The organism is Enterobacter sp. HNDS-6 (assembly GCF_039850505.1).
Classification (GTDB): Bacteria; Pseudomonadota; Gammaproteobacteria; order Enterobacterales; family Enterobacteriaceae; genus Enterobacter; species Enterobacter kobei.
Map to the genome: position 1 here is coordinate 2,405,458 of NZ_CP156673.1, position 25,077 is coordinate 2,430,534.

At 55.3% G+C, this 25,077-nt stretch carries 26 protein-coding genes; 11 read left to right on the plus strand and 15 right to left on the minus strand.

Annotated elements, in window-relative coordinates:
• Position 1: 1 nt before the first annotated feature.
• Entirely contained in the window at positions 2 to 277 is a 276-nt protein-coding gene (yjfY, locus tag ABFI50_RS11255) for a DUF1471 family protein YjfY (RefSeq protein WP_014882245.1), read from the minus strand.
• A 341-nt stretch (positions 278 to 618) separates the two neighbouring features.
• Between yjfY and rpsF the strand changes: the two genes are divergently transcribed.
• The 4 genes from rpsF to rplI are packed head-to-tail and all read left to right on the plus strand — an operon-like array spanning position 619 to position 2,058.
• On the plus strand, positions 619 to 1,014 hold the full coding sequence (gene rpsF / locus ABFI50_RS11260) for a 30S ribosomal protein S6 (protein ID WP_014068637.1): 396 nt from the start codon (positions 619 to 621) through the stop codon (positions 1,012 to 1,014).
• A 6-nt stretch (positions 1,015 to 1,020) separates the two neighbouring features.
• Positions 1,021 to 1,335 carry a primosomal replication protein N gene (gene priB, locus ABFI50_RS11265; protein WP_008502895.1) on the plus strand — a complete coding sequence of 105 codons (315 nt, stop codon included), beginning with the start codon at positions 1,021 to 1,023 and terminating at the stop codon, positions 1,333 to 1,335.
• 4 nt (positions 1,336 to 1,339) lie between these two features.
• On the plus strand, positions 1,340 to 1,567 hold the full coding sequence (gene rpsR, locus ABFI50_RS11270; protein WP_000135199.1) for a 30S ribosomal protein S18: 228 nt from the start codon (positions 1,340 to 1,342) through the stop codon (positions 1,565 to 1,567).
• Positions 1,568 to 1,608: 41 nt separating this feature from the next.
• On the plus strand, positions 1,609 to 2,058 hold the full coding sequence (gene rplI, locus ABFI50_RS11275; RefSeq protein ID WP_006810372.1) for a 50S ribosomal protein L9: 450 nt from the start codon (positions 1,609 to 1,611) through the stop codon (positions 2,056 to 2,058).
• A gap of 67 nt (positions 2,059 to 2,125) precedes the next feature.
• Here the strand turns inward: rplI and ABFI50_RS11280 are convergent, their stop codons facing one another.
• Positions 2,126 to 2,764 carry an OapA family protein gene (locus tag ABFI50_RS11280; protein ID WP_045134414.1) on the minus strand — a complete coding sequence of 213 codons (639 nt, stop codon included), beginning with the start codon at positions 2,762 to 2,764 and terminating at the stop codon, positions 2,126 to 2,128.
• A 233-nt stretch (positions 2,765 to 2,997) separates the two neighbouring features.
• Between ABFI50_RS11280 and fklB the strand changes: the two genes are divergently transcribed.
• Positions 2,998 to 3,618: an FKBP-type peptidyl-prolyl cis-trans isomerase gene (fklB, locus tag ABFI50_RS11285; RefSeq protein WP_008502892.1), complete on the plus strand. Its 621-nt coding sequence runs from the start codon at positions 2,998 to 3,000 to the stop codon at positions 3,616 to 3,618.
• A gap of 311 nt (positions 3,619 to 3,929) precedes the next feature.
• Complete coding sequence (gene cycA / locus ABFI50_RS11290) at positions 3,930 to 5,339, plus strand: D-serine/D-alanine/glycine transporter (protein ID WP_014882247.1); 1,410 nt, start codon at positions 3,930 to 3,932, stop codon at positions 5,337 to 5,339.
• An 84-nt stretch (positions 5,340 to 5,423) separates the two neighbouring features.
• Here cycA and ytfE read toward each other — a convergent pair whose 3' ends face one another.
• A complete protein-coding gene (ytfE, locus tag ABFI50_RS11295; RefSeq protein WP_045134413.1) occupies positions 5,424 to 6,086 on the minus strand; it encodes an iron-sulfur cluster repair protein YtfE in 663 nt (220 codons plus the stop codon).
• 245 nt (positions 6,087 to 6,331) lie between these two features.
• Here ytfE and ABFI50_RS11300 point away from each other — a divergent pair, with 245 nt between their 5' ends.
• A complete protein-coding gene (locus tag ABFI50_RS11300; protein ID WP_023331866.1) occupies positions 6,332 to 7,981 on the plus strand; it encodes a methyl-accepting chemotaxis protein in 1,650 nt (549 codons plus the stop codon).
• 87 nt (positions 7,982 to 8,068) lie between these two features.
• Here ABFI50_RS11300 and ABFI50_RS11305 read toward each other — a convergent pair whose 3' ends face one another.
• The 3 genes from ABFI50_RS11305 to ABFI50_RS11315 all read right to left on the minus strand — a co-directional run bounded on the left by ABFI50_RS11305 (position 8,069) and on the right by ABFI50_RS11315 (position 10,863).
• Positions 8,069 to 9,034: a DMT family transporter gene (locus ABFI50_RS11305; RefSeq protein WP_014882250.1), complete on the minus strand. Its 966-nt coding sequence runs from the start codon at positions 9,032 to 9,034 to the stop codon at positions 8,069 to 8,071.
• Positions 9,035 to 9,109: 75 nt separating this feature from the next.
• A complete protein-coding gene (locus ABFI50_RS11310; protein WP_023331867.1) occupies positions 9,110 to 9,934 on the minus strand; it encodes an AraC family transcriptional regulator in 825 nt (274 codons plus the stop codon).
• Between the two features lie 80 nt (positions 9,935 to 10,014).
• Positions 10,015 to 10,863, minus strand: coding sequence for an SDR family oxidoreductase (locus ABFI50_RS11315; RefSeq protein ID WP_058690312.1), 849 nt, complete (start codon positions 10,861 to 10,863; stop codon positions 10,015 to 10,017).
• 84 nt (positions 10,864 to 10,947) lie between these two features.
• On the opposite strand from ABFI50_RS11315, the gene ABFI50_RS11320 reads away from it, so the two are divergent.
• Complete coding sequence (locus ABFI50_RS11320) at positions 10,948 to 11,334, plus strand: helix-turn-helix domain-containing protein (protein ID WP_023331869.1); 387 nt, start codon at positions 10,948 to 10,950, stop codon at positions 11,332 to 11,334.
• A 77-nt stretch (positions 11,335 to 11,411) separates the two neighbouring features.
• Here the strand turns inward: ABFI50_RS11320 and ABFI50_RS11325 are convergent, their stop codons facing one another.
• Positions 11,412 to 13,361 (minus strand): bifunctional 2',3'-cyclic-nucleotide 2'-phosphodiesterase/3'-nucleotidase, encoded by a 1,950-nt coding sequence (locus ABFI50_RS11325; protein ID WP_023338943.1) that lies wholly within the window; start codon positions 13,359 to 13,361, stop codon positions 11,412 to 11,414.
• Positions 13,362 to 13,551: 190 nt separating this feature from the next.
• Here ABFI50_RS11325 and cysQ point away from each other — a divergent pair, with 190 nt between their 5' ends.
• A complete protein-coding gene (cysQ, locus tag ABFI50_RS11330) occupies positions 13,552 to 14,292 on the plus strand; it encodes a 3'(2'),5'-bisphosphate nucleotidase CysQ (RefSeq protein WP_014882255.1) in 741 nt (246 codons plus the stop codon).
• Here the strand turns inward: cysQ and ABFI50_RS11335 are convergent.
• Complete coding sequence (locus ABFI50_RS11335; protein WP_014882256.1) at positions 14,286 to 14,843, minus strand: YtfJ family protein; 558 nt, start codon at positions 14,841 to 14,843, stop codon at positions 14,286 to 14,288. The two genes, cysQ and ABFI50_RS11335, sit on opposite strands and share 7 nt — an antisense overlap.
• A gap of 324 nt (positions 14,844 to 15,167) precedes the next feature.
• On the opposite strand from ABFI50_RS11335, the gene ABFI50_RS11340 reads away from it, so the two are divergent.
• Entirely contained in the window at positions 15,168 to 15,374 is a 207-nt protein-coding gene (locus tag ABFI50_RS11340) for a DUF1107 domain-containing protein (protein ID WP_003856054.1), read from the plus strand.
• Positions 15,375 to 15,437: 63 nt separating this feature from the next.
• Here the strand turns inward: ABFI50_RS11340 and ABFI50_RS11345 are convergent, their stop codons facing one another.
• From ABFI50_RS11345 to ABFI50_RS11370, 6 genes are all read right to left on the minus strand, one after another.
• Entirely contained in the window at positions 15,438 to 16,775 is a 1,338-nt protein-coding gene (locus ABFI50_RS11345) for a hemolysin family protein (RefSeq protein WP_023338945.1), read from the minus strand.
• 195 nt (positions 16,776 to 16,970) lie between these two features.
• The gene (locus ABFI50_RS11350) at positions 16,971 to 18,518 is read right to left on the minus strand and encodes an MFS transporter (RefSeq protein ID WP_014882258.1); all 1,548 of its coding nucleotides are present in this window, start codon (positions 18,516 to 18,518) and stop codon (positions 16,971 to 16,973) included.
• A gap of 79 nt (positions 18,519 to 18,597) precedes the next feature.
• Positions 18,598 to 19,617, minus strand: coding sequence for a Gfo/Idh/MocA family oxidoreductase (locus ABFI50_RS11355; RefSeq protein ID WP_069601634.1), 1,020 nt, complete (start codon positions 19,615 to 19,617; stop codon positions 18,598 to 18,600).
• 12 nt (positions 19,618 to 19,629) lie between these two features.
• Positions 19,630 to 20,697, minus strand: coding sequence for a Gfo/Idh/MocA family oxidoreductase (locus ABFI50_RS11360; RefSeq protein WP_014882260.1), 1,068 nt, complete (start codon positions 20,695 to 20,697; stop codon positions 19,630 to 19,632).
• Positions 20,694 to 21,878 (minus strand): Gfo/Idh/MocA family oxidoreductase, encoded by a 1,185-nt coding sequence (locus tag ABFI50_RS11365; RefSeq protein ID WP_347484019.1) that lies wholly within the window; start codon positions 21,876 to 21,878, stop codon positions 20,694 to 20,696. The genes ABFI50_RS11360 and ABFI50_RS11365 overlap by 4 nt, the downstream gene beginning before the upstream one ends.
• Positions 21,879 to 21,893: 15 nt before the next feature.
• Complete coding sequence (locus ABFI50_RS11370) at positions 21,894 to 23,045, minus strand: Gfo/Idh/MocA family oxidoreductase (protein WP_347484022.1); 1,152 nt, start codon at positions 23,043 to 23,045, stop codon at positions 21,894 to 21,896.
• A gap of 193 nt (positions 23,046 to 23,238) precedes the next feature.
• Between ABFI50_RS11370 and ABFI50_RS11375 the strand changes: the two genes are divergently transcribed.
• Positions 23,239 to 24,297, plus strand: coding sequence for a LacI family DNA-binding transcriptional regulator (locus tag ABFI50_RS11375; protein ID WP_045268859.1), 1,059 nt, complete (start codon positions 23,239 to 23,241; stop codon positions 24,295 to 24,297).
• Here ABFI50_RS11375 and msrA read toward each other — a convergent pair whose 3' ends face one another.
• Complete coding sequence (gene msrA / locus ABFI50_RS11380) at positions 24,298 to 24,939, minus strand: peptide-methionine (S)-S-oxide reductase MsrA (RefSeq protein ID WP_023336688.1); 642 nt, start codon at positions 24,937 to 24,939, stop codon at positions 24,298 to 24,300.
• Positions 24,940 to 25,077: the final 138 nt, after the last annotated feature.

Here is a 25,077-nt window from a genome sequence, read left to right on the forward strand (position 1 = left end):
GTTATCGGTAAATGTCTGCACTGGCGTGCATATTGCCGTTGCTGCCGGGCTCACGGATTAACATCACGTGGTAATAGGTTGCGCCTTGGGCATCGGTCTCTTCATTTAGTGCCTGATCTGCTTCGCTTTCAGTGGCGAAATTATGATTGATATAGATTACGCCTAAGCTTTGCACATCATCCATGTTCCTGGCCTGCCGGCCGTCTATTTTGATGGCTGCCATCGCGTTTGCACTGAGCAAAAGCGCAGCCATAATGGCTAATGCGATTTTTTTCATGATATGCGCTCCACGACTGCGTGCTGTGAGAGAGGGAATACTCCTTCTTTAATTCAGGTGTTCTCTGATTAAAGTGTAATCATTCATACGGCGGGGATGCGTGACCATTTCTGATGCAGTTGTTCAAAAAAACAACGCTTCCTGGTGTGTTCAATTTTAAATCACCCACTTAGACCCGCTTTACGCTTTGTGCGAATTATTTGTGCAATCAGCTTGAGTTTCCAGGGGCGCGCAAGTATTATGACGCGTCAATTTTTCAGCCGACCTTTAACACGTTCCTTGCCTCCCCGGGCCTCGGCTGACCCAGACAGGAGGCTGAATAATCCGTAAGGAGCAATTCGATGCGTCATTACGAAATCGTTTTTATGGTCCATCCTGACCAGAGCGAACAGGTTCCGGGTATGATCGAGCGTTACTCTGCTGCCATCACTGGTGCAGAAGGTACGATCCACCGTCTGGAAGACTGGGGCCGCCGTCAGCTGGCTTACCCGATCAACAAACTGCACAAAGCACACTACGTTCTGATGAACGTTGAAGCGCCGCAGGAAGTGATCGATGAGCTGGAAACTACCTTCCGCTTCAACGATGCCGTTATCCGCAGCATGGTTATGCGTACCAAAAACGCAGTTACCGAAGCATCTCCGATGGTTAAAGCGAAAGACGAGCGCCGTGAGCGTCGCGATGATTTCGCAAACGAAACCGCAGATGATTCTGATGCTGGGGATTCTGAAGAGTAATTTCTGATGACCAACCGTCTGGCGTTGTCCGGCATCGTATGCAGGGCTCCCCTTCGAAAGGTCAGTCCATCAGGAATTCCGCATTGCCAGTTCGTGCTTGAGCATCGTTCTGTGCAAGAGGAAGCCGGGTTTCACCGGCAGGCGTGGTGCCAAATGCCCGTTATTATTAGCGGACACGAAAACCAGGCCATTACTCACAGTTTAACGGTCGGTAGCGCAGTAATCGTTCAGGGGTTCATCTCTTGCCACAAGGCAAAGAACGGCCTGAGCAAAATGGTTCTGCATGCCGAGCAGATTGATTTGATAGATTCTGGAGACTAGCCATATGGCACGTTATTTCCGTCGTCGCAAGTTCTGCCGTTTCACCGCGGAAGGCGTTCAAGAGATCGACTATAAAGATATCGCAACGCTGAAAAACTACATCACCGAAAGCGGTAAGATTGTCCCAAGCCGTATCACCGGTACTCGTGCAAAATATCAGCGTCAGCTGGCTCGCGCTATCAAACGCGCTCGCTACCTGTCCCTGCTGCCGTACACTGATCGTCATCAGTAATCGGGCACGGTCCATTAATACGACTTTAAGAGGATAAGGTAATGCAAGTTATTCTGCTTGATAAAGTAGCAAACCTGGGCAGCCTGGGTGATCAGGTAAACGTTAAAGCGGGTTACGCTCGTAACTTCCTGGTTCCACAGGGTAAAGCTGTTCCAGCTACTAAGAAAAACGTAGAGTTTTTCGAAGCACGTCGTGCTGAACTGGAAGCCAAACTGGCTGACGTTCTGGCGGCTGCTAACGCTCGCGCTGAAGCAATCAACGCACTGGGCACCGTTACCATCGCGTCTAAAGCTGGCGACGAAGGTAAACTGTTCGGTTCCATCGGTACCCGCGATATCGCTGATGCAGTGACTGCAGCAGGCGTTAAAGTGGCTAAGAGCGAAGTTCGCATGCCGAACGGCGTTCTGCGTACCACTGGTGAGCACGAAGTTGACTTCCAGGTTCACAGCGAAGTGTTCGCTAAACTGGTTGTTAACGTTGTAGCTGAGTAATTTTTTACTCTGCTCACGTTGAAACGCCGGCCTTGTGCCGGCGTTTTGCTTTTTAAAGAACCAGGTTTTAACGCGCCCGGACAAAACTGCCGTCCGGCTGGCGGGTAAACAGCACCTGCTGACCATTTCCTGTATCAATCGTTAAGCCTGTCACCACACCGCTGGCATTCTGGCGAATCTGTACCATCTGACCATTCTGCAGGTTACTGAGCGGCTTACCCGCACCTTCCACTTTTGCCATGGCATACACGTCAGTCGGCGGCAGGTTGTGATCGCGGAAAAGCTGCGCCAGGGTTTTACCCGGCTCGACGCGATAGGAGCGCCACTGCTGCTCAATGCCCGTAGGCTGCTGAGCCTGCTGCTCTACCGGGGCGGAGGTTTGAGCCTGATCTTCCTGGACGGGCTCCGGTTCAACCGGCGCGACCTGACCCGGATCGTTCGAAGGGGTCACCAGTTGCGTTTGCATCGGCTGTGCATCAGGCTGCGGCCGCGTTTGCGACTGAATATCCAGTTGTGCATTGCGGGTGACAGGGGCGGTATCGGCATCATCACCGCCGGAAGGAAGCAGGAAGCCCACGATCACCATCAGCGCACCAATGATAATCCCTCTGCGATGCAGGGGAGGCAGCGGGTCCATAATGCGAAAATTGTCCGGCGCCTGCCAGATTTTCGCCAGGGTAGGTTTCAGTTCAAATCGCCCGGGCATGGCTCTCCTCCTGCTCCGCGTCTTTTTTATCCTGTGCATCGAAGTATAGTTTGCTAACTGCCTGAACGGCGTAGCAAACCCGACATCCGTGACATCAGTTCGGGATTAATCCTGGTTGTCTCTATTGTTTCTGTTTCGTCGCGGTTTGTCACCTTAACTTCAGACAAAGTTTTACCCATAAGGGCATGGCTGCTATGCTGCCCGCTACTTTAAATGTGATGGAAGGAAAACCCATGACCACCCCGACTTTTGACACTATCGAAGCGCAGGCAAGTTACGGTATCGGCTTGCAGGTAGGACAGCAGCTGAGCGAATCCGGCCTGGAAGGTCTGTTACCAGAAGCGCTGGTGGCGGGTATCGCTGACGCGCTGGAAGGTAAACAGCCTGCTGTTCCGGTTGACGTTGTTCACCGCGCACTGCGTGAAATTCATGAACGAGCTGACGCTGTGCGTCGCGCGCGTTTCGAAGAGATGGCGGCCGAAGGCGTGAAATATCTGGAAGAGAACCGTGAGCGTGAAGGCGTGAACAGCACCGAGTCTGGCCTGCAGTTCCGCGTGATCAACCAGGGCGACGGCGCAATCCCGGCACGTACCGACCACGTTCGCGTACATTATACCGGTAAACTGATCGACGGCACCGTGTTTGACAGCTCCGTGGCGCGTGGCGAACCGGCAGAATTCCCGGTCAACGGCGTGATCGCAGGCTGGATTGAAGCGCTGACCCTGATGCCAGTTGGCTCCAAATGGGAACTGACTATCCCGCACAACCTGGCTTACGGCGAGCGTGGTGCTGGCGCATCCATCCCGCCATTCAGCACCCTGGTATTTGAAGTCGAGCTGCTGGAAATCCTGTAATCGACTTTTCTTATTTCCTCTCTCCGTTCGGGGAGAGGAAAATAGTGATAAAACCTATAGTTACGACGTTATCAATATTTTATCTTGCAAACGAAACTTTTGCGTGTATTTTTGTGAGCTGTTTCGCGCTGTATGAGTGATATGACACTCACTTTCAACATATTATTAACATAATATCTAAATCATAGTATTCATCCCGCCGATTCTTACCTAATATCGATAAGCCCTTACAAGGGGAACGTCATCTTTTGACGTATTTAAAGGCCAGAAGAGCCTTAACAACACAGACAGGCATAAACAGGAAAAATTACATGGTAGATCAGGTCAAAGTCGCCGCTGCAGAAGAGGCGACGTCTGAACAGTCGCTACGGCGCAATCTCACAAACCGTCATATTCAGCTTATCGCCATAGGTGGGGCCATCGGGACCGGGCTGTTTATGGGGTCAGGCAAAACCATCAGTCTTGCCGGGCCGTCGATCATCTTCGTTTATATGATCATTGGTTTCATGCTGTTCTTCGTGATGCGGGCAATGGGTGAATTGCTGCTCTCGAACCTCGAATACAAATCCTTCAGCGACTTCGCGTCTGACCTGCTCGGTCCATGGGCAGGCTATTTCACCGGCTGGACCTACTGGTTCTGCTGGGTTGTTACCGGTATGGCGGACGTCGTGGCGATTACCGCCTACGCACAGTTCTGGTTCCCGGGACTGTCAGACTGGGTGGCCTCGCTGGCGGTTATCGCTTTGCTGCTGAGCCTCAACCTCGCCACCGTAAAAATGTTCGGTGAGATGGAGTTCTGGTTCGCGATGATCAAGATTGTCGCTATCGTGGGGCTGATTGTTGTGGGCCTGGTGATGGTACTGACGCACTTCCAGTCGCCAACCGGCGTACAGGCGTCATTTACCCATCTGTGGAATGACGGCGGCTGGTTCCCGAAAGGCATCAGCGGCTTCTTTGCCGGCTTCCAGATTGCGGTGTTCGCGTTTGTGGGCATTGAGCTGGTGGGAACCACGGCGGCCGAAACTAAAGATCCCGAGAAGTCTCTCCCGCGCGCCATTAACTCGATTCCGGTTCGTATCATCATGTTCTACGTCTTCGCGCTGATCATCATTATGTCCGTGACGCCGTGGAGCTCCGTGGTGCCGAGCAAGAGCCCGTTCGTTGAACTGTTTGTGCTGGTAGGGCTGCCCGCTGCGGCAAGCCTGATTAACTTCGTCGTGCTGACCTCTGCGGCGTCGTCCGCGAACAGCGGTGTATTCTCAACCAGCCGTATGCTGTTTGGTCTGGCGCAGGAGGGCGTGGCGCCGAGCGCCTTTGCGAAACTGTCTAAGCGTGCGGTACCGGCGAAAGGGCTGACTTTCTCCTGCATGTGCCTGCTGGGCGGCGTGGTCATGCTCTACGTGAACCCAAGCGTGATTGGCGCGTTCACCATGATCACCACGGTCTCTGCAATCCTGTTTATGTTCGTCTGGACCATTATCCTCTGCTCGTACCTGGTGTACCGCAAACAGCGTCCACACCTGCATGAGAAGTCGATCTACAAGATGCCGCTGGGCAAGCTGATGTGCTGGGTGTGCATGGCGTTCTTCGTGTTCGTGCTGGTGCTGCTGACGCTGGAAGATGATACCCGTCAGGCGCTGATTGTTACGCCGCTGTGGTTTATCGCGCTGGGGCTGGGCTGGGTGTTTATCGGTAAGAAACGTATGGCAGGCGTAAGATAAAAGCAAAACGGCAACTTCAGTTGCCGTTTTTAGTTTTTGCACCCTCTCCCTGTGGGAGAGGGCATCAGGCCGCAGCGGCTTTTTTTATTCCCCAGCTAATGCCCGCGGGAACAACACGTTGTTCTCAAGACTGATGTGTTCCATCAGGTCATCGATCATCTCGTTAATGCCGTTGTACATCGCTTTCCAGGTGGTGCACGCCTCTGGCGGCGGTGTGACGTTGTGGGTGGTGTGTTTGATCACTTCCAGCAGTTCGCCCGCATCATCATGCTCGCTTTCCATCACGCTAATCGGACCCATTGCCTGGCTGCCCATTCCCTGTTTAATCATCGGGAAGAGGATCTGTTCTTCTTTCATCATGTGGCTGGAAAGCTCTTCGTGCAGCATGGTCAGATATTTCGCCAGACCGCGGGGTACGGAAGGTTTGTCAGCATGTACGCGCTCGACTTTGGTCGCCTGCAGGATCAGCTCCGGCAGTTGCTCCCGGTGGCGATCGTGGTAACGCACAATGATGTGGTCGATGATTTCTGCGAGCGGGGCGGTACGCCAGTCTTTATCAACAGGCTGTTCGGCCAGTTGCGCCAGCTCTGCTTCAATCACCTCCACATCCAGCTCCTTACGTGAGGCCGCTCGCGCGAGGGTTTGCTTACCGCCGCAGCAGTAATCCATATCGTATTTACGGAACAGCGCAGAAGCGCGAGGGATGGAGAGCGCCAGCTCGCCGAGGGGTTGGTCGCGAAAGGCCATAGCAGTTACCTCGTCATCAAGAATATAAGATGCATATTAAATGCATCTTTAAGGCGACGCTATAACCCTTTAGAGGGAAGGGGAAAAGTGAGATGTAAGTCACAAAAAAATTATCCGGGTTAACGCCCTGAATGGACTCAGGAAAGTGGTTTAGAAAGTTTTTAAAGGTGGAGAAACAGTAAACAACCCGCCTTGCCTGCCGATATATCCACGTCAGACAAACCTGCATATAACAAAGGCAACGTATGTTTAAACGTATAAAAGTTATTACTCTTCTTATTTCGGTGCTGCTTGTACTCGGCATCATGCAAGTGATTTCCGCGGGGATCTTTATCAACGCGCTGAACAACGATAAAGACAATTTCACCGTGTCGCAGCTCTCCAGCAAGAATGTGGCGGAGTTTACCGATGCGTGGATCAGCCTGAACCAGGCGCGCGTGACGCTGAACCGTGGGATGCTGCGTCTGCAAAGCAGCATGGCCTCTCAGATTAACGGCGGACAGCTGAACGAGCTGGTTAACACGGCGAAAAACCTGCTCGCAGATGCCCAGGTTCATTACGATAAATACTACGCGCTGCCAGAAACGCCGGGCCTGGATGAAAAACTGGCCGATCGGCTGGAAGAGCAGTACCGCACATACTCCGCCACGTTGACGCAAATGAACGTGCTGCTGAGCCAGGGCAATCTGGAAGACATGTTCAAGCAGAACGCTGAGCAAAAACAGACTGCGATGCAGGCGGTTTATCGCGAGTGGCGCGAAGCACAGGCAACGCTTACCGATAAAGGCATCCAGGACAATGAAAGCGACTACAAACGCATTCTGTGGATCCTCTCTGCGGTAATGCTGCTGGTCATTGTGGTGATTATTTCCAGCTGGATCGCCATGCGACGCGTGCTGCTGCTGCCTCTGGAAGAGGTGATCAACCATATTCGCGCCATTGCGGCAGGGGATTTAACCCAGCCGATTCAGGCTGACGGTAAGAACGAAATGGCGATCCTGGCGCGCAACGTGCAGGAGATGCAGACCTCGCTGGCGAACACCGTTGGCGTGGTGCGTGAAGGTGCCGACACCATCTACACCGGAGCCGGTGAAATTTCTGCCGGGAGTAACGACCTTTCTTCCCGTACTGAGCAGCAGGCGGCTTCCCTGGAAGAAACGGCAGCCAGCATGGAACAGCTGACGGCCACCGTGAAGCAGAACGCCGATAACGCCCGTCAGGCTTCCCGTCTGGCACTGGATGCCTCCTCAACGGCGAAGAAGGGCGGGAACGTGGTGGAAGGTGTCGTGCGCACGATGGACGAAATCGCCACCAGTTCCAGTAAAATTGCGCAAATTACCAACGTAATCGACGGTATTGCTTTCCAGACCAACATTCTGGCGTTGAACGCGGCGGTAGAGGCTGCGCGTGCAGGTGAACAGGGCCGTGGCTTTGCGGTGGTCGCAGGGGAAGTACGTACCCTCGCCCAGCGCAGTGCTCAGGCGGCGAAAGAGATCAAAGCGCTGATCGACGATTCCGGCGAGCGCGTGAACGCCGGCTCGCAGCTGGTTAACGAAGCCGGGGCGACGATGGCGGAGATCGTCAATGCGGTCACCCGCGTGACGGACATTATGGGCGAGATCGCCTCAGCCTCTGACGAGCAGAGCCGCGGTATCGACCAGGTGGGCCAGGCGGTGGCTGAAATGGATCGCGTGACCCAGCAGAACGCCTCGCTGGTCGAGGAATCTGCGGCCGCGGCGGCCGCGCTGGAAGATCAGGCTGCACGCCTGAATGACGCGGTGGCGGTGTTTAAAATTACCCGTAATCAGGCGGTCAAAGCCGCGCCGGTGAAAACCTACGTGCCGAAAGCGCAGCCCGCAGCGAGCGTGCCTGAAGCGAACTGGGAAACGTTTTAACCTGGTGCCGGGTGGCGCTGACGCTTACCCGGCCTACAAAATCGCTCCGTGTAGGCCGGGTAAGGCGTAGCCGCCACCCGGCAAAAATCACACTTCTGATGCTGACACAACCCTCGGTTTTTCCGGCTTCGCTCTCACCGCCATCACCACCCCAACGACCAGCAACACAATCCCACAGGCCGTTAATACAGGCGGTACGCTCTGGCGCATCAGGAAGGTATAAAGCAGCCCGGCCAGGGTTTCGAAAACAATCAGCGGCCCCAGGATCACCGTTGGCAGTTTCTGGCTGGCAATGTTCCAGCACAGCGCGCCCACCCAGGAACACAGCACTGCAATCGCCACCATCAGGGCAACAAATACCCACGGTCTGGGTCCGAAGGGTTGGGCGAAATCGGGCTGTTGATGGCCTAACCAGAGGCACGCTCCAACATATCCCAGCAGTGAAACGGGCAACGTAACCAGGGCCTGAGCCGTCGCCCACATCATCGGATGCTTGTCCGGGTTCTCACGCAGCCAGCGTGCATTGCGCAGGGCATACCATGCCCAACACGCCACGGAAACGAACGCCAGCAGAATGCCGGAGCCGTAACGCCACAGATCAAAGTCCTCCAGCCCATGACGCAGCTCGGCAATATTGACGCATATTAGCCCTACGGCGGTACACAACAGCGCAGGCACCATTTTTGGCCACGCCAGTTTGCCATCGCGGTGGCTATAGAGCAGGTTAGCAAAGATGGGGATGACAACCGGCAGTGTGCCGATAATCATGGTCGAGACCGGGGCCCCGGTGCGTTGAATGGCACTCGCCAGGCAAACGTAATAGATGAGGTTGCCCATCATGGTCAGCGCCAGCGCGGTGCGCCAGTCCTGACGGCTAAGCTGACGCAGGCGCGCGCGTCCCAGCCATGCCAGAGGTAAGGCTATCAGCCCCAGCGCCAGATAACGTCCGGTCGACTGCAGTATTGCCGGGTATTCGGGCACGATCAGCGGGCCAACAAAAATCAGCCCCCACATCATCCCTGCCAGCAGGGCATACAACACGCCACTAATCATTTTTCCATCCCTATTGCTTCACGTTGCGCTCAGTGTAGGAGGGGCAAATGCGCGCGTATTGTATGAGATTGCGCATTAGCGCCGGGTGACCTGCTTCTGGTAGCGCACGGGCGTAATGCCGTAGCGGCGGGTAAATGCCCGGGTCAAATGTGACTGGTCGGTCAGCCCGGTCGCCGCAGCGACCTCAGCTGCGGGCATGCCATGGGTGAGGAACGCTTTGGCGCGCCACAGGCGGATAGCCATCAGCATCTGGTGCGGCGTAACGTGGAAATGGGCTTTGAACTGGCGCTGAAAATGATACGGACTGAGCGAAACGACGTTGGCCAGCTCATCCAGCGTCAGGGAGTGCATATAGTTGTCATGCAGATACTCACGCACACGTTCGAAGCGGTGCGCACCTTCCTGAACCACCGGCGCGTGATGGGCCAGGGGCTGAAAGGTCTCAATCAGATCCAGCAATAATCCTTTTTGCGCCAGCGGATCGTCCGTATGCCACAGGCCATAGATGAGCCTGCCGATTTGCTGCGAGCGCTGGGGGTCAAAACGGGTCACCTCGCTGAACCACCAGTGCCGGAGGCCGGTTACCTCTTCCAGCAGGTCAGGTTCGATGTAAACCATCCGGTAGCGCCAGCCGCCTTCGGTGGCGGATTCCCCGGTGTGGATCTCGTCCGGGTTCATGGTAACGACGGATTTCTCCGGCGCGAGGTGCTGGGTACCGCGATAGCGAAAACGTTCGGCACCGGTTTCAATCGTGCCGATCCCGAAGGCTTCATGGGTGTGAGGCTCAAAGGCGTAGCGGGATATATGCGCGTGATAGAGTTCGATGCCCGGCACCTGCGCCAGATGGCGAAAGCGCGCGCTGTCTCTCTCATCAATGAACTGTTCCGGTACGCCTTGCACGTTGAGCCTCCTCGTGGTCATCGCTTCATTATCAGAGATGACCCGAGGGGATGCCACAAAAAATAACCAATCTGTAACAATTACAGAATGGCTTTAATGCTCTCCGCCAGCGGTGTGGTCGGGCGGCCGAGCAGTGTGCTCAGGGTATGGCTGTCGTCAAACAGGCCGCCTTTGGATGCACCCACGTCGGAGTCCGCGAGCATATCCGCCAGCCCCGCAGGCAGACCCACCCCCTTCAGCGCGGCGGCAAAATCGGCTTCGCTGAGATTCTGATAGGTCACCGGCTTCCCGCTCTGTTTGCTGAGTTCAGCCGCCAGCTCGCTCAGCGTCCAGCCGTGGTCGCCAGCCAGTTCATATACCTTGCCAGCATGACCCTCTTCAGCGATCACTTTGGCTGCGGCGGCGGCGTAGTCTGCACGGGTTGCAGAGGCAATTTTGCCTTCGCCTGCCGCACCTATAAACACGCCATGCTCAATCGCCGGTGGCGCGCTTGCCAGATAGTTTTCGGTATACCAGCCATTGCGCAGCAGGGCATAAGGAATGCCGGACGCCGCCAGCGCTTTCTCCGTCTCGACGTGTTCAACGTGCAGGCCCAGCGGGGAGCGATCCGCATGCAGCAGGCTGGTGTAGGCGATGAATTTCACGCCAGCGGCTTTGGCGGCGTTAATGACGTTCTGATGTTGGGTTGCACGCTGGCCGACTTCGCTGGAGGAGATCAGCAGCAGCTTATCCACGCCGCTCAGCGCGGCGGTGAAGGCGGCTTCGTTCGTGTAATCCGCCTGACGAACTACAATTCCCTGCTGGCTTAAGGCGTCGGCTTTCGCCGGGTTACGGACAATGGCGACAATCTCGTTTGCCGGAACCGTTTTCAGCAGTTCTTCAATAACGTATTGGCCAAGCTGGCCGGTAGCGCCGGTAATCGCAATCATGATGAATCTCCTTCGTGTTTGTCTGGTGTTATGGCACACTAGCACCATAGCTAACTTTTAGTAAGTACGTACAAAAAGGTAAGTATGAAAACAACGATACCGACACTCAGCGAACAAATGCGCGATGGCAACCTCTTTGCGGAACAGTGTCCTTCCCGGGAGGTGCTCAAACACGTTACCAGCCGCTGGGGCGTGCTGATTCTGCTGGCCCTGCGTCAGGGAACGCATCGCTTCAGCGATCTGCGCCGCAAAATGGGCGGGGTAAGCGAAAAGATGCTGTCCCAGTCTCTTCAGGCGCTGGAGCAGGACGGGTTTGTCGATCGCGTGTCATATCCGGTTGTGCCGCCGCACGTAGAGTATAGCCTGACGCCGATGGGGATTGAGGTCAGTGAGAAAGTGGCTGCGCTGGCGGACTGGATTGAGGTGAATACGCCGAAGGTGATGGCGAATCGGGACGATCGGGCGGCGTGACATGCCGGGTGGCGGCTTCGCCTTACCCGGCCTACCCGATCTCGTAGGTCGGGTAAGCGAAGCGCCACCCGACACAATCACCGCGACTTGCTTAGGTCAACCTGATAAATCGCGAAGCCAATATCATCGGTCGCCACCTTCTTCATCGGATACTGAGCCTTATCCTTAATGAACGCGGCGGCCTTATCGGACGGTGACGTTTCAAAGCGGATATCCAGTTTCGTATCGCTGTGGATCGGTGCCAGGCGCCAGTTGTTATCCACGGCCGGGTGAATTTCGCCCGCCTTCTTCGACTCAGCACTGATCCACGCCGCCAGTACCGAGCGGTTTTCGTCCGGTGAAGCAAAGGCGATGTGGTTATCTCCCGTACCGGCAAACTTACCGCCATAGGCGCGGTAGTTATTGGTTACCACCAGGAAGGTGGCATTCGGATCGATCGCCTTACCGTTGAAGGTCAGGTTTTTGATGCGCTCGGCCTGCGGGTTAATGGCCTGGCACTCGCCGTCATATTTCGCGGGTTGGGTAACGTCAATCTGATAATTAACGCCATCGATCACGTCAAAGTTATAGGTTCGGAAGCCATCCCAGTTAATCAGCGACTGCGGTTTACTGCTCTTCGGATCGATCTGGTTAAACTGTCCGGCAGAGCACTCCAGCCATTCCTTCACTTCTTTACCCGTCGCTTTCACCACCACCAGCGTGTTCGGATAGAGATAGAGATCGGCGGCGTTACGGAACGTCAGCTGGCCTTTCTCAACTTCGACATAGCTTGCCGGGTCGTTCTTACGCCCGCCAACTTTGAATGGCGCAGCGGCAGACAGCACCGGCAGTTTTGCCAGATCCGGATCGCCCTGAACAAAGTGTTCGGCATAGGCCTTCTGCGCCATGTTGACGACCTGAACGGTTGGGTCATCCTGCACCAGCGCCAGGAAGCTATACATATTATCGGCGGATTGGCCGATCGGCTTGCTGACGAATTCGCGGGTGGCGTCGTGATCGTGCTTCAGCACGTCGACCAGTTTTTTATCTTCAGCGGCCAGTGATTTTTTAGCCGCAGCGTCGTAAATCGGACGCGCCTCTGCTTTTGACTGAGTGACCTTCCAGCTGCCGCCGTCGTTATTGAGTACCAGATCCACCACCCCAAGGTGGTCGCCCCACATGCCCGGCATCACCGATGGCACGCCATTGAGCGTCCCTTTCTCGATGTCTGCGCCCTTAATGCTGGCAAAGTCCTTACCCGGGAAGACCGCGTGGGCGTGGCCGAACAGGATCGCATCGACGCCCGGGACTTCACTCAGATAATAAACGGAGTTTTCCGCCATGGCCTGATACGGGTCGGCGGAGAGTCCCGAGTGCGCAACCACCACCACCAGATCGGCCCCTTTTTCGCGCATTTCCGGCACGTATTTGCGCGCAGTTTCGGTAATATCGTTAACGGTCACTTTACCGTCGAGGTTGGCTTTATCCCAGGTCATGATTTGCGGCGGCACGAAGCCGATATAGCCGATTTTAAGCGTCTGTTTTTTACCGTCCTGATCGACAACCTCGGTCTCTTTAATCAGATAGGGGGTAAAGAGCGGCTTCTGCGTCTTAACGTCGATGATGTTGGCGTTAACGTAGGGGAATTTTGCGCCAGCCAGCGCATCGTGCAGGTACTTCAGGCCGTAGTTAAATTCGTGGTTGCCCAGGTTGCCGACGGCATAATCCAGCGTATTCATCGCCTTATAAACGGGATGGATCTCGCCTTTCTTTAGCCCCTTCGCGGCCATGTAATCCCCGAGTGGACTACCCTGAATAAGATCGCCGTTGTCCACCAGCACGCTATTTTTCACTTCACCGCGCGCGGCATCGATCAAACTTGCCGTGCGGACCAGGCCGAATTTTTCGGTAGGGGTATCTTTGTAGTAATCGAAATCCATTATGTTGCTGTGCAGATCGGTCGTTTCCAGAATACGCAGATCTACCGTCGCCGCCTGCACGCTCGCAGCAATCAGCGTCGCCAGAAGCGTTGCACTAAACTTAATCATCAGAGGAGTCCTTTTTTCGATCCATGCCACAAAAGAGTATGTATCTATAGCGTGTTGCTTACAGAAATGTGAATCCTGACAGAAAAAAGCGTACTGAAACCGGAATTGCTTCACAGATAGCGGAATTGTTCACATTACGATATAACTAAAACAATGAGTTAACCTCACTGCGTTAACAAAGAGGTGGAGAATGCTAGATAAAATTTGTCAACTCGCACGGGATGCGGGGGATGCCATCATGCAAGTGTATGACGGTGCAAAACCGATGGAGGTCGTCAGTAAAGCGGACGACTCCCCGGTCACGGCGGCGGATATCGCTGCGCATAAGGTCATTATGAACGGTTTACAGGCGCTGACGCCGGACATCCCCGTTCTGTCTGAAGAAGCGCCGCAGAGCTGGGATGAACGCCAGCACTGGCAGCGCTACTGGCTGGTCGATCCGCTGGACGGTACCAAAGAGTTCATCAAGCGCAACGGGGAGTTCACCGTTAATATCGCCCTGATTGAAAAGGGAAAGGCGGTGCTCGGCGTGGTTTACGCCCCGGTGATGAAGGTGATGTACAGCGCGGCGGAAGGTAAAGCCTGGAAGGAGGAGTGCGGCGTTCGTAAGCAGATCCAGGTGCGCGATGCGCGCCCACCGCTGGTGGTGATTAGCCGCTCGCACAGCGACAGTGAACTGCAGGAGTACCTGCAGCAGCTGGGGGAACACCAGACGACGTCGATTGGTTCATCGCTGAAATTCTGCCTGGTGGCGGAAGGACAGGCGCAGCTTTATCCGCGCTTTGGGCCGACTAACGTCTGGGATACGGCGGCAGGGCACGCGGTTGCAGCGGCCGCCGGGGCGCATGTTCATGACTGGCAGGGCAAGCCGCTGGACTATACCCCGCGTGAATCCTTCCTCAACCCCGGCTTCCGCGTCTCGATTTATTGAGCCAACAGCTTGTGCAGCAGGGCGACGACCTGCTGCACCTCTTCCTGGGTCAACGCGCCGTCTTTCACCCACTGGACGCGACCTTCCTTATCCAGCACGATAATCGCGGAACTCTCTTCCTCCAGCTGCCAGGCCTTACGGGTGACTCCGTTGCTGTCGACGATAAACTGCGACCACGGATAGAGCTTCTTATTACTCTCAAGGCTTGAACGCACAAACATCCCGGAGCCGGGAATCGCGTCATCGGTGTTCACAATCGTGGTGGTCTGGTAGCGATCGTGCGGGAATTTTGCGGCCTTGATCGCTTCCACCAGGTTGGCATTTTTCTCTTTTGCAGATGTACGACCGGCAATATGTTGTACAACTCTCACTTTGCCTGCGAGCTGCGCGCTATTCCAGGCTTTATAGCTAAACTTATCATTGTCGAGAATCAATTCTCCCCGGTCAGCAATGCCGACTGGCGGGACACGTTGTCCTTTTTCAATGTTGTGAGCGCAAGCCCACAGGGGCAGCAGCAGACAAGCTGCTGCAAGGATGTTACGTAGGGTCATGGCGTTTCCTTATTGTTTGCAGGTGATCCGACCACTTGGTCTTACGCTTTTAATCATAAGTGCGATCAATGTGGTTTTCCCGCAATCCCAATGCCAGTTTGCGGGTGAACGCACATATCCATGAAAAAACGACGGCTTATACTGCTCTCAGTCACGCTTTGCAAAGATTATTCTGAATAATTGTAATCAAACGGTAAATAAACTTATGCACACTGGGTAACACCGTAGTTCTGGTCTATAGTCATTGGGCATCAAAATTTGCGCTCAGGACAGTCGGGCCGATTGTGGCACCGCAAGAGCGTATGATTCGCAGGAGATACAAGAATGAAAATTTTCCAACGCTACAACCCGCTTCAAGTGGCGAAGTACGTGAAGATCCTGTTCCGTGGACGGTTGTACATCAAGGATGTTGGCGCTTTTGAATTTGATAAGGGCAAGATCCTTATCCCAAAAGTGAAGGACAAACAGCACCTGTCTGTGATGTCCGAAGTCAACCGTCAGGTTATGCGTCTGCAAACTGAGATGGCTTAACCAACGTGCTATGCAGTAGTTAAAAAGACGGCTCCCAATGGGAGCCGTTGATGTATATGGGTCTTACGCCGACACCTTCTCTTCTGCGTCAGGCATCCGCGGCACCAGCACGGTCGGTTTGTTGTCGATGCGCGTCACCAGCAGCTGGTCGATGCGGTAGTTATCAATGTCCACCACCTCAAACTTGTAGCCGGAGAACTTCACCGAATCGGTACGTTTCGGAATTTTGCGCAGCATAAACATCATAAAGCCGCCGATGGTTTCGTAATTACCGGACTGCGGGAACTCGTCGATGTCCAGCACGCGCATGACGTCTTCAATCGGTGTACCGCCATCAATCAGCCACGAGTTATCGTCACGCTGAACAATCTGCTCCTCCAGCCCCTGGCCCACCAGGTCGCCCATCAGCGTGGTCATCACGTCGTTCAGCGTAATGATCCCCACCACCAGCGCGTATTCGTTCATGATGACGGCGAAGTCTTCCCCGGCGGTTTTGAAACTTTCCAGCGCTTCCGAGAGCGTCAGGGTGTCTGGCACGATCAGGGTGTTGCGGATCTGCACGCCGCTGTTGAGCGCCAGGCTCTGGTTTGCCAGCACGCGGTTGAGCAGGTCTTTGGAGTCGACGTAACCGATGATGTGGTCGATATCTTCATTACAGACCAGGAACTTAGAGTGCGGATGCTGTGCCACTTTGTTCTTCAGGCTCTGCTCATCCTCATGCAAATCGAACCAGATAATGCTTTCACGGCCCGTCATGGAAGAGGGCACGGTACGGGATTCCAGTTCGAATACGTTCTCAATGAGTTCGTGTTCCTGCTTACGCAGCACCCCGGCCAGCGCGCCAGCTTCCACCACCGCATAGATGTCGTCAGAGGTGATGTCGTCTTTACGCACCATGGGCAGCTTGAAGATGCGGAAAATCACGTTTGCCAGGCCGTTGAAGAACCATACCAGCGGACGGAACACGAACAGGCAGAAGCGCATCGGGTTGATGATACGCAAAGCCACAGCTTCTGGCGCAATCATACCGATGCGTTTCGGGGTCAGGTCAGCGAAGAGGATGAACATGCCGGTAACCAGCGTGAAGGAGAGAATAAAGCTCAACTGCTCGGCCAGTTCGGCGGACATGTACTGCACAAACAGGCTGTAAAACGCCGGCGAAAACGCTGCATCGCCCACGATACCGCCGAGAATGGCGACCGCGTTCAGGCCAATCTGCACCACGGTGAAGAAGGTGCCGGGGTTCTCCTGCATTTTGAGAATGCGGGAGGCGTTGATGTTGCCTTCATCAGCAAGCAGCTTCAGTTTGATTTTACGGGAGGCGGCCAGCGAAATCTCCGATATCGAGAAAAATGCACTGACGGCAATCAGACAAAGTATTACTAAAATACTGTTTAACATAGTTTATCCGGCTTCTCGCCAGATCCTCAGAAGGGGAATTGATACCATTTGTGTGAAAACACGTAGAACGTCAGCCCGTAGCGTTGAGCTGATTATTTCAGCGGGTAGTATAGCGTAAAGAGATGTAAATCTGCCAGAGGTCACATTTTGGCATAAAAACAGACCGGACAGTGGAGTGCTGACCGGTCTGTGCGGTTATTTCACGGGAGATAAATGGGCGCTTCCCACCGTCTGTCGTGTGGCGTCGCCTCCCCACACCTGGTCATACTCGTATCCGGTTAACTGCTTGATGATCACCCGAGTCCTGGCGTCGCAGTCGCGGTAATCTCCGCCCAGTTTCCGTCGGGCAATCTCCTTGAGGAGCAACTTATGCGTCTCGCGGGTGAGCTTAAACTTGTAGGTAGTGAAGAAACTCACCGCCAGAAGCGCCGCGGTGGCAAAAATCATCAGGCCGATAATGGCCCCCAGCGCGCTTTCCGGTTGTGCGCCACTGCCTTTCACGAAACCGGACTCCTGCAGCACCAGACCAATAATCATGATGGCAATAGCCACGGTACTTTTGCGGGTCAGGACCATCACACCGGCAAAAATCCCTTCGCGTCGCTGCTGCGTCACCATCTCGTCGATATCCGGAATGAAGCTGTAGATATTCCACGGAATGTAGTAAAGGCCGGAGCGGGCGGCACCCAGCAAGATAAAGACCGCCGAGAACAGCAGCGTCGGCACCTGCGTTTCGGTAAGGTAGACCGTAAACAGGAATACCAGCACGCAGAAAATACAGCCGTAGGAGAGGCGGAGCGCGGCGGAAGGAGTCACATTCAGCCGGTTCAGCAACAGCATAAACCCGTATGTGCCCGGCACCGAGGCGAAGGCCGCAATGCTCAGCCAGCCAGATACCGCTGCCGCATCCTGGCTCAGGCAATACACGACATAATAGGTAAAGACCGAACCGAATACGTCCATCGCCGTAAACGAAAAGATATAAATAATGATATGCAGCCGGAACGCGCGAATGCGGAATGAAGAAAAGAGATCCAGAACCAGATATTTCAGGTGATTGAGTATCCCGCTGCTGCGCTGGTTATCCACTTTAAAATCGGACTCTTGCTGCACATCTTTGGCTTCCCAGGTGGTGTACCAGGTAATAAATACCGCAATGCAAAATACGCAGGAAAATATCAGCCCGGTAAGGGTATAGGTAAACGGATTATCTTTACCCGTGAACTGCATAATGACGCCGGGGACGGAAACCGCAAGAAACCCCCCGAGCTGAGAGCAGATCATGCGCACGCCGGAAAGGCGGCTACGCTCTTCATAGCGGTTTGTCATTTCCGCTGCCAGCGTTTCCCACGGGACCAGCACCATCGCCGACAGCAGTTCAATCGAGAGATAGGTGCCCAGATAGTACCAGTAGCCCATGTCCGTCATCCACAGCAGGGCATACAAAAACATGAGCGGTGAGCTGAGTAATAAAAAGAAGCGGCGGCGGCCAAATTTACGTCCGAGCCAGGTATCACCGAAATTATCGGTGACGTATCCCATAATGGGGCTGAGGAGTGCGTCAATAACGCGGGCAATGGCGAATATTGAACCCGCTTCAATCACTGAGAGTCCGCAATAGGTGGTGTAAAAAAAGAGCAGCCAGGTGCCGATAATGGCAAAAGCGCCCCCGCCAAACAGATCGGTTACGCCGTAGCCAAGCGCTACGCCGTAACCAACTCTACGTTCAGTTGGTTTGACCATAATAATATCCAGTGTAGGGTAATGATTAACCTGTGTTTCAGGTCGTTTTTTTATTTACTGCTGGACGACACATTACGTTCTAATTATTGATATCTATCCATTTTCTTAATTGAGATGAGCGATAAAGGGCCTCCACAAGGGTGAGTGATTTCCCGGCAGCATGGATATCGGTGTAGTCCGTTTCCGGGTGATGAATGGCATGATAAAAACGGCGGATCGCCTGCTGGTGTCCCAGCCCCCAGTAGCTTTTGACCGAGCCGTCAGGAGAATCATCGGTTGCCAGCTTGCGACGTTCGCCCGGGGTAATGCGCCAGAGCACATTGTCATTGAGCAGCAGCGAACCCCGTTCGCAATGGATCTCAAGCCAGAGGGGGGAATCCGTGGTATTGCAGTTGCTGGCATAAAACAGGCCACGCGCGCCGTTAGCAAAGTGCAGCGTCGCCATTGCGCTGTCCTCCCCTTCGGTTACGTCCGCCAGCTCACCGCTCTCCACCACGCCTTTCAGGCGCGTGACCCCGCCAGCGAACCACTGCATCAGGTCGAGGGTATGGATCGCCTGGTTGATCAGCAGACTGCCGCCTTCCGTTGCCAGCCGTCCACGCCACGGACTTTCGGTGTAATAGGCGCCCGACCGCGACCACGTCAGCACCGCTTTCATGCCGAGCATCTTCCCCAGCCCGCCCTCGCTTAACTCCTGTCGGATGCGCAGGCTGGTGGGATTGAGCCGGTTCTGATAGCAAACGCCGAGCAGGCCCGGCGCCTGCTCGACTGCCTGGACGATATCGCCGAATTCACTGCTGTTCATCCCCACCGGTTTTTCGCAGAACACATGCTTCCCGGCGGCGAGCGCCGCCAGAATCATACGTTTATGCTCGAAATGCGGCGTACAGATATGGACCACGTCGATGGCATCATCCAGCAGCATTTCCCGGTAATCCTGATAAAAACGGCACTGATAGGCCATCGCCAGCGTCAGTCCTTTAACGCTGTCGATATCCACCAGCGCGCGCAGCGCGACGTTGGGGATCTGGCGTAATGCATTCACATGGCAGCGGTGAATCGCGCCGGCACCGATAACCGCTGTGTTCAGGATCGTCATCGTTGCCTCCCGTTATGCCGTCGCGTTGGCCAGCATCTGAGCCTTTACGCAAAGCTCCGCCGCCTTGAAGGCGTGCGCCTGCGTCATGGCGTTTTCGGTCCGGTGCAGGCAGTCGAGGATCAGTTCACCAAAGAACGGGAACCCGACCTGCCCGGCGACGGGATAACGGAATTCTCCCTCCTTGTTCACCAGGTAAACCACATCCTGCTCGCCGCGGGTTAAATCAACATATTTGCGGATTTCGATATAGCCTTCGGTGCCGAGCAGGGTCAGACGACCGTCGCCCCACGTTGAAAGCCCGTCCGGCGTAAACCAGTCGCAGCGGAAATAGCCGCTGGCACCGTTTTCCCCTTTCAGCATCGCGTCGCCGAAATCTTCGAAGGCGGGATACTGCGGGTGTTTAACGTTGCGAACCTGGCTTGCCACCACCGAGGCGTCGCTGTTGCCGGTATAAAAAAGGAACTGCTCAATCTGATGGCTCCCGATATCGCAGAGAATGCCGCCGAAGTCGCGACGATCGTAGAACCACTCCGGACGACCGGTCCCTTCCCGATGTGGACCGGTTCCCAGGGTTTGCACGACGCGGCCAATCGCGCCCTGCTGCACCAGTTGTCCGGCAAAGACCGCGCTCTCTACGTGCAGACGCTCGCTGTAATACACCGCGTATTTCTTCCCGGTTTGCGCCACCATTGCTTTGGCATCGGCCAGCTGTTCAAGGGTGGTGAGCGGCGCTTTATCCGTGAAATAGTCCTTACCTGCGGCCATCGCTTTCAGCCCCAGCGCACAGCGCCCGGACGGGATGGCCGCACCCGCCACCAGGCGCACCTCGTCGTCGTTGAGTATCACGTCCAGCGACGCCGCCACGTGGGCCTGCGGATATTGCTGGATGAATTTATCCACTTTCGCCGGGTCGGGGTCGTACACCCATTTCAGCGTGGCGCCGGCTTCAATCAGGCCGTTGCACATGCCGTAAATATGACCGTGGTCGAGTGCGGCAGCGGCAAAAACAAATTCACCTTCCCGGACAACCGGCTGCGGTTTACCTACCGGGGCGTAGTTCATTCCGTCTTTCTTGTTCATGATGACATTCCTCGATCCAGATCTTTTCCCAGGGGGATGGCACCGACTTCGCTGAAGTTGGCCACGCTTGCGGACTTCTCATAAAAACGGGGGGCGAGGGCGTTCGTCCCGCCGGTACGGTAAAACGGGTCATCGCGCTGAATCGGCAGCGGGACGACGGTGCGGGTAATGGCTGATTTATAAATTGCGGTAATCAGTTCGAGGGAACGCTTGCCCTGCAGGCCATCCACTAACGGTGCCGTGCCGTGCTCAATGGCATAAAGCAGGTCGTTAATCTGCCCGTTGTGTAGCGTCCATTCGAGTTTGCGGGTGTCGTGAAAAACCGCGTTGAGTTGCGCTTCTCTCGGCAGATCGTGGCTTTCCTGTGGGAAGCCGTTATCGGCGCTGACGCTGGCAAAGGCCTGCCACGGCGCGGAGATACGCGCTTTATCGCCCTGAATGATGATTTTCTGATCTTCCCCGTGGTGCACCACCGAGGAGGTAAGCTGCGTGAGCGCGCCGTTCGGGTATTTGAAGATCGCGGCACTGAGGTCTTCCACCTCGGCATTGTCGTGCGCCACGTTGGTCATCATTGCCACGACCTCCGACGGGAAGCCGAGCATCCACTGGATGGCGTCGATATGATGTACCGCGTGGTTAAGCGTGCAGCCACCTCCCTCTTTTTCCCAGGTGCCACGCCACCATAGGTCGTAATAGCAGTGTCCGCGCCACCAGAACGAATCCACCTGCGCATGGCAGATTTTTCCCGCGAGGCCGGAATCCAGTGCGGCTTTTAAGCGCCAGAAAGCATCGGTAAAGCGGTTCTGAGCGATGATGGAGAGCGTTTTACCGCTGGCCTGCTGTGCGGCGATCATCGCGTCGCACTCTTCCAGCGAGGCGGCCATCGGTTTTTCGCACAGCACATGGCACCCCGCGCGCAGGGCATCAATGCTGATCTCCGCGTGAACATAGGGCGGCGTACAGACATCGACGATGTCCACATCGGGCTCTGACGCCAGCATCTGCTGGTGGCTTGCGTACACGCGGGCATCCGTCAGGCCGTAGCGTGCTTTTTTCTCGTGGGCTTTTTCCGGGTAGATATCGACCAGCGCGACGATCCGGCAACGCTGACCAAACTGCAAATAGCCCTGAATATGGTTATGCGAGATATTCCCTGTTCCCACGATAGCGACATTTAACATCGTGTTTCTCCGCTGTTACCAGGTGCCAGAGGCGTCCAGCGTGATGCTGGCGGTCTCTTTAGCCACTGAGGTGCTAATACGCTGCTGAAGCAGGCGCAGATACTGTTTCTCATTGAGCGGCAGGTCGACCCAGTCGTCTGTCCAGGTGGAGAGGTGCATGGCGTTGGAAAGCGTAAGCCCGCGGATCCCTTCCAGACCCGGCGCAATCAGCGGCTCGCCGCGCAAAATGGCGGCAGAGAAATTGGCGGTAATAACGTGATGTTCGCTGCATTCCGGGGCGACGGGGATGGAGACCTCCCAGCATTCGGGTTCACCAAAACCGTTTTGCCAGCGGGCGTTGAAGGCGGTTTCGGATTCACGTAACCGCCAGTAGCGCAGTTTCCCCTCTTCGACGACCACCTTGCCGCGGTCGCCAACGATTTCCAGGCGGTTGGTCCCCGGTGTTTCCGCGACGGTAGTGATAAACACGCCCGTCGCGCCATTGGCGTACTCCGCATAGGCGGTGACCTCGTCTTCCACATCGATATCGCGATGTTTGCCGAACTGGCAAAACGCGCGCAGACGGACCGGCATTCCGACCAGCCACTGCCAGAGATCGAGCTGATGCGGATCCTGGTTGAGCAAGACGCCGCCACCTTCCCCTTTCCAGGTGGCGCGCCAGCCGCCGGAGTTGTAGTAGCTCTGCGAGCGATACCAGTTGGTGATGATCCAGTTGGAGCGGCGAATCTCGCCCAGCTCGCCGCTGTCGATAAGGTCTTTTACCTTCTGATAAAGCGGGTTCGGGCGTTGGTTGTACATGATGCCAAACACCACGTCGCAGTCCCGGGCGCAGGTGTTCATCTCCTGCACCTGAGCCGTGTATACCCCCGCCGGTTTTTCACACAGGGTGTGAATGCCGTTGCGCATCGCCAGCATCGACAGGCGCGGATGCTCGTAGTGCGGCGTCGCGACAATCACCGCGTCGATAAGCCCGCTCTGGATCATCTCCTGGGCGTCATTGAACACGGGGAGATTGCCGACCAGCTGGCGAATGGCCGGATGCTTTTCCGGTGCATTATCGCAAACCGCCGTCAGGCACGCGTCGCTGACCGTACCCGCCAGTAAATAGCGCGCGTGGACCGTGCCGATATTACCTATTCCAATAATGCCAAAACGTACCTTATCCATGTCACACCTTAATTTCTGTTGAAAAGAAGTGATGACCGGAAAATAGGAAAGGCGAGCCGCAGCGACAATGTGTTTTTGTGAGAATACTCGCAAGGTGATTAAGTAATCTCCAGGCTTTCTGAAATTTGGTTTTAAAATCAAAAGGCTGTTTCTGCAAATATTTGCAAAAACTGAATGAGAGCGAGGTCACACTATGCCGGGCAGGTTAAAAATGGAGGAGATTGCGGCCCTGACGGGCTATTCCGTCAGTACGGTATCTCGGGTATTAAGCGGCAAATCGTATACCAGCGATAAAGCCCGGGAGGCGATCGTTCGTACTGCCAGAGAATTAGGCGTACTGGAGTCCATGGCGAGCGGCAGACTGTTAATTAACGGTATCGCTGTTTTTGCGCCAGAAAGAACCTTTCAGGGACGCGGCGATATTTTTTATCTGGAAGTCACAAAAGGGATTACTGAAGCCTGCGCGCGGCACAATGTGTGGGTGAGCTGCTGTGGATTAGAAGAACAGCACGCCGACGTGAAATTATTTATGGAAAAGGCCAGCCAGAAGAATATTAACGCGATAATTATTATTGGGACTGATGATTCCACCATATTTAAACTGGCGAGCACGTTAAATAAGCCCTGCGTGTTAATTAATTCCGTTGATCGGGATCGGGAGCTGGATGCCGTGTCACCCGATCACCGGGCGATTGGGTTTACCGCCATGCAGTATCTTTTTGAGCAGGGACATCGGCGTGTGCTCACGCTCACCTGCCTGCGGCGAGAAACGCTTTACGCGCGTCTGGACGGCATTAAAGAGGCGTACCGCCATTTTCACGTGGGCTTCGATCCCCAGCGTGATTTGCTCGTGACGGAGTGGTTTACCGCTGAAGAGGCTGAGCGGGCTCTGGATGCGTGGCTGATGAGCCATGATAGATCGCAGTGGCCGGAGGTGATTTTCCCGAACAGCACCAGCATGGTGGAAGGGGTGATCAGGGCGTTAACCCGACACGGGCTGCGCGTTCCGGAAGATATTTCACTGATAACGACCGATTTTGCATGGAACCTGGCGCACCGTCTGGAAAAACCGGTCACGGGCGTGACGGTGCCCTGTCGGGAGCTGGGGATTGAAGCCGTTCACCTGCTGCAAACGCGGCTCAACCGACCGCAGGCGCCGGTCTTTAACCTGCTGTTGCAGGGAAAAGTGATGGATTACGGCTCGGTCTGTAATGCAACGCGCCACGCGGCTCGCGTGGCGCTGGAACGGTGATCAGGCCAGCTGAGGCGGCAGGCAGACGCCGATGCCTCCGATACCGCAGTAGCCGTACGGGTTTTTGTGCAGGTACTGCTGATGATCGTCCTCGGCATAGTAGAACGGTTTCGCGGTGGTGATTTCGGTTGTCACGTCACGCGTATCGCCCGCTTCCCGCATGGCCTGCTGGAAACGCTCAAGGCTGGCGCGGGCGGCAGCATCCTGCTCAGGCGTGAGCGGATAAATGGCCGAGCGGTACTGTGTGCCGTGGTCGTTGCCCTGACGCATACCCTGCGCCGGATCGTGGTTTTCCCAGAAAACCTGCAGAAGCTGCTCGTAGCGAATCACCGCAGGGTCGTACACCACGCGAACCGCTTCCGCATGGCCGGTCTCGCCGGAGCAGACTTCGCGGTAGGTTGGGTTAGGCGTGTAGCCGCCGGTGTAGCCAGCAGCGGTGCTGTATACGCCGGGCAGCTGCCAGAAGAGGCGCTCAACGCCCCAGAAGCAGCCCATGGCGAACAGGGCGATCTCCATTCCATCCGGCACGTTAGTCATCGAATGGCCATTCACGGCGTGTAAGGTCGCCACAGGCATAGGGGTATTGCGTCCCGGTAATGCATCAGCTTGTGAAACCAGATGCTTTTTGTCGAATAAACTCACGATGGGGCCTCCCGGGGTGCGATGTTTCGGTTAAGGTTGTCACGACGCGTTTAATTGAACACAATAAATGCGCTGAATGAGTCTAGATTTAATCATAAGAAATATTTGGGTGTTACACCCATTTTCAACCCGTGATGT